This window comes from Hadarchaeum sp. (SeqCode) (assembly GCF_049969415.1).
Taxonomy (GTDB): Archaea; Hadarchaeota; Hadarchaeia; order Hadarchaeales; family Hadarchaeaceae; genus Hadarchaeum.
Genome location: NZ_JBMFOX010000053.1, coordinates 1 through 4,499, shown reverse-complemented (window position 1 = coordinate 4,499; position 4,499 = coordinate 1). Strand labels below are relative to the sequence as shown.

Sequence of the window (4,499 nt, the reverse complement as noted above, 5' to 3'; positions counted from 1 at the left end):
GGAGTCTGCCCATCCCTGCCTACTGGGGGAGGTGCAAGGTCTGCGGAGAGTACAAAAACCGAGCTGAGGAATTCATTTGCCTCGGAAAGGGGAAGCTGGCCCCCATTTTTTGCCCCAAGGACGGCGGCCCGTATGAGGAGGCGCGCGGTTTCGGTTGTTTCAAAAACGGGGTAGAGGAGGTGATAACGAGTTTTCGCTTCATCACCGGCACCGCAGTTGATATAGAAAAATTCACCATTGAAAAGGGAAAGCTGTACACGCTCATGGCCGTGTCGGAGGGCCAGCGCTTCAGGTCCCACATCTCAATATTTCCGCAGGTTGGCGCCAGGGAGTTTTTTGTTGAGGACGCTAAAAAAGTTCTCGAGTACGCAAAGCAGCTGAACGAGGAAGGGATAGGCGGGGGGAAGACGAGGGGACTGGGTCACGTCAAGGTAAAGGCCGAGCTTCTGCAGGTTGACGACAATGCCTTGAAGCGCGAGGTCAAGGCCATGACCCGCGATCTCAGAAAATCCACGGAAAAATTTGGGAGTCCGAAAGTCGCGCTCTGGTTGATTTCACCCCTGCCGACGGAAAAGGCGGGAAAAATGGAACCCGGCGTCTTGGCCGGTTACCTGCGACGGGCTCAAGCCATCATCTTCAGGCCTCCCTTCCAATTCAATCCGGAGGTCGTGATCGAAACCGCTCTTTTCAAACAGACAACTGTGGGCGGCTTCTCCCTTTACGGAAGACCGAAGCACATGTACTCGGCCCTGGACGGCGGCTCCGCGGCACTCATCAGCGTGAAAGATGATGAGAAAATGGGCGAATGTTTGAGCGCTTTGAACCACGTTAACTCCGGAAAATATAAATCGTATGGGTGTGGAGAGATAAAAGCGGAGGTCATCTTTTGAATGAGGAGAGATTAAAAAAGATAATTGAAGAAGCGGAGGAGGTTGCGAAAAAACTGATTAATTCCGAAAAATCTCCGCCGTCTAAAACGCAGATTAAAAACCTCTCCGGAGTTCTTATGAGCGGGCATCCGGTAAAAGGTCAAGCAAATGTGCTTCACCTTGAAAAATACCTTTTACACCAAGCCGGCCGAAGATTTGCTTGGGCCAATGTTCTACTTGAAGAAATGAAGCGGAGGGGTTACTTCGAGGCTTCGTACGAAGAAGTGGAGTCTTTTTTGGGCTATCTCAACTGGTGCTATGAGTATGAAGATTATAAAAAAGGAGGGAAGCGATGAGTTTCGGGAAGCTTGAATCTAGGTACCGAATAAGGGGGGAAATCGAGACTCTTACCCCCCTTCACATCGGATCGGGGATGGAGGAAAAGTTCTCTAGCGCCGATTTGCCAATCGTCATCACCCGTGATGGCAGGCCCTACATTCCCGGATCCTCTCTAAAGGGCGTGGTGAGATCCTATGCGGAGCGGGTCCTGAAGGCCGTGAAGCCCTCAGAAAAAGTTGAAAGGCTAGTGAAGGTAACCTTCGGATACTCAGAGCGTGAAGACAGCCAGGCATCCAAGTTGATATTTCGGGACTGCCTGACGGACTCCCCCTTGAAGGATTACAGGTGGAGCGTGAGGATAAACAGAAAAACAAAAACGGCAGACAGCAGGGGCCTTTTTTCCTACGAATTCGTGCCTCCGGGGACAAAATTTTTGTTGGAGATAATCGGGGAGAACCTGTCCCTTCCGGAGCTGGGGGTGCTGTGCGTTGGTTTGAGGCCACTCGTTGAAGGCGATGGAGCCATCGGGGGGTGTAAATCTAGGGGTTTGGGCGCCGTAAAACTCGCCATAAATTCAGTGGAGAGGGTACTTCCAGAGCACTACATCAACCCCACCAAAGGCACCGAGCAGTTTGACTGGAGCGTTCTCGAGGAGAGGGCTTTGTCTGCGTTGAGGGAGGAGCTGGGGGTCACCTGATGGTTGTCGCGAGGTATCTCCCGGAGTTTGACGTTTTGAAACGTTGGGTGCGCATGAGCGGAAAACTCGTGGCCCTTAGCCCCATCCATATAGGCACCGGAGCGGACGGTGGCAGGCCCACGGGCGTGGACAGCCAAGTGATAAAAATTGTGACGGAAAACGCCGGGGAGAAGGTCTACATCCCCGGATCAAGCCTGAAAGGGGTTCTCAGAAGCGCCGCCGAGAATATCCTGAGGGCAAGGGGTCAAGGGTATGCATGTGATCCCCTGAATAAACCAGATGGAAACTGCGAAGCGTGTTCCCTCTTTGGTTCTACTGAAAGAGCATCCGTCGTGGAAATAAAGGACCTCATACCGGACGGGCCGATCCAGACCGGGGTTCGGCCGGGAATAGGCATCGACAGAAATACTGGGTCAGCTCATGCGCGTGCTCTCTTTACCATGGAATTCGTGGCTCCCGGCAGCGTATTCCCATTTGAGGCCGTCTTCGAAAACCCTGCCAACTACCAGCTCGGCCTCTTCACCGCCGCAGTTGAAGCGTTGAACAGGGGGCTGGTCAGGCTCGGGGGCGGCAAATCAAGGGGCTTGGGGGAGGCCAGGATAGATGTGGAAACGCTCGAGGTACGAGTTCCATTTGGCTCGGCCCGCGGGGAAAAGTTAGTTCAGGGCGAGAAGACGGTTGTGGAGCTACGAGGTGGAAGGCTTTGGCTGTCGCCGATATCCGATGCGGACGCGGAGCTATCGATAACCGGAAAAGCAACCCTTGGTGGGGATCTCCTTTACGGCCTAGCAAGGGTGAGGGAACCGAACTTGGACTCGATAACAGAGGGCTTCACCGGGGTGTTCGGTTGATCTACACGCTTTTCTGCTCCATCGCATGCTTGGAGGACGTTCATGTCGGATCTGGGATGGAGAACGAGACTGGCCACGCAATGTTGCCCCGGAGCGGTGAAGCTTGTGTAATTCCAGGTTCCACTTTAAAGGGCATGGTTCGCTGTGCAGTCGAGTACCTGCACCGCAACGACCCACAGGAGGATTATTGTTTTATTCTTGTCTCACGCCGTCCGCCAAATATGCGGTGGCTCGGGCGCCTGCAGCGGAGGCTCGGCCTTCACAAGCTTCCGAAGGGCCCCTGCCGGGAAAAAATTTGCCGGATATGCTCGCTTTTCGGGAAGCCATTCCACGCCTCCAAGGTGTTCTTTTCAGATGCCATGCCGCCGCCCGGATTCGTTCCAAAAGTTGTGAGGAGTCGATTTGGCCAGATGGAGGTTTTCCCCAAGGGGACCGAACTGAGGTTTAAAATTCAAACAAAAGACATCGACGAGGAGGGGCTGAACCTGCTTCTGGAGGGGCTCAGGGGGTTGGGCAGCAATTGGAAGCATTTCTTGGGCCTAAAAAAGTACGACCATTTGGAGAAGGGAGGAAACGTGAGGCTGAGGGTAGAAAAAATTGACGGCTTACCCGATTGGTCATCACGAGAACTAAGGGAGGTGGCGGTGCCGGCATGAGCGCCCTTTTGGCTTCAGTCGGGGAGCAGCCAACCGCGATCTCCCCCCTCATCGATCATCTCTTAACAGAGAATTTGCGTGAGGTGGTGCTCCTTGTCACGAAAGATCCTTACGTGCTCCTCAGCGCTCGAGTGATACAGTGGGAATACCATCAAATCCCCGTTTCCCTCAAAGCCCTTCAGTTTGAGGATGCGATAACGGAAGACGACTTGGTGGAAGTGATGAGGGTTGCCCGGGAGGAGCTTATTCGCCTCAGGAGGTGGAGAAGGGTTTACGTGGGCATCTCGGGTGGCAGAAAGGGCATTGCGGCCACCTTGGCCCTTGCCGGCAGCTTTTTCGGGGCCTATAGAGTGCTCCACGTGATCACTGAGGAGATATCCAGCGTTAGCCCGGAGTGGTACTCCATCCGGGAAGAGCTGAGGCAAGATTTTGAAAAATTTGTCGGGCAGAGGGGTGATGAAATAAGGGAGTTCCTTCATCGGCCGGGTGGAAGGATAGTTGCTCTGCCGTTGATTCCCGCAGAAATCAATGAGGCAGTTTCCGCTCTTGAAGGAATGGAAAAGGGCCATAAAAAGGCCCGGCCATATCTAATCAAAAAGCTCGAGGAAATAGGCGCGTTGAGAAAGGGCAAACTGACCGAGTACGGGAAAATGTTGGTAAAAGCGCTGGGGAGGTGATAATAAAAATTAGCCCATTATCTAGTTCTCATAGGTAGCGAACTAATAAATTCACCCGATGACTCCCGCTTGTTGAACATCTTTATAAATCCTTACAGCAAATTTCGATGTTCAAAAAATGAGGCAATATTCCTACTCAACAAGTGCAACTGAATCACTTTTCGACCGGGTTTCAGTAGCTCAAACGAGGGATAGGGAACAGCAACGACCCCGACGCTCAGGAGCGTGTTGTTCCCGCTGTGGTGTTTCAGTAGCTCAAACGAGGGATAGGGAACAGCAACATGACGTTGGCCAACTGGCGCATCGGCTCTAGATCAGTTTCAGTAGCTCAAACGAGGGATAGGGAACAGCAACTTTGTATCGGCGCTGCTCTGTTGTCTTGAAAAATCACGTTTCAGTAGCTCAAACGA

6 protein-coding genes are annotated in these 4,499 nt (G+C 52.9%); all 6 read left to right on the top strand.

Going from position 1 to position 4,499, the window contains the following annotated elements; translation table 11 throughout:
• Positions 1–890: hypothetical protein (locus tag ACP5PX_RS07335; protein ID WP_428085317.1), on the top strand; the 890-nt coding region annotated here is incomplete at its 5' end.
• Positions 887–1,225, top strand: coding sequence for a hypothetical protein (locus ACP5PX_RS07330; RefSeq protein ID WP_428085316.1), 339 nt, complete (start codon positions 887–889; stop codon positions 1,223–1,225). The genes ACP5PX_RS07335 and ACP5PX_RS07330, both read left to right, overlap by 4 nt.
• Positions 1,222–1,905 carry an RAMP superfamily CRISPR-associated protein gene (locus ACP5PX_RS07325; protein WP_428085315.1) on the top strand — a complete coding sequence of 228 codons (684 nt, stop codon included), beginning with the start codon at positions 1,222–1,224 and terminating at the stop codon, positions 1,903–1,905. Before ACP5PX_RS07330 ends, ACP5PX_RS07325 begins: the two co-directional genes overlap by 4 nt.
• Positions 1,906–1,958: 53 nt before the next feature.
• Positions 1,959–2,756 carry an RAMP superfamily CRISPR-associated protein gene (locus ACP5PX_RS07320; RefSeq protein ID WP_428085314.1) on the top strand — a complete coding sequence of 266 codons (798 nt, stop codon included), beginning with the start codon at positions 1,959–1,961 and terminating at the stop codon, positions 2,754–2,756.
• Entirely contained in the window at positions 2,753–3,412 is a 660-nt protein-coding gene (locus tag ACP5PX_RS07315) for an RAMP superfamily CRISPR-associated protein (protein ID WP_428085313.1), read from the top strand. Before ACP5PX_RS07320 ends, ACP5PX_RS07315 begins: the two co-directional genes overlap by 4 nt.
• On the top strand, positions 3,409–4,089 hold the full coding sequence (locus tag ACP5PX_RS07310) for a CRISPR-associated ring nuclease (protein WP_428085312.1): 681 nt from the start codon (positions 3,409–3,411) through the stop codon (positions 4,087–4,089). The genes ACP5PX_RS07315 and ACP5PX_RS07310 overlap by 4 nt, the downstream gene beginning before the upstream one ends.
• Positions 4,090–4,499 lie beyond the last annotated feature (410 nt).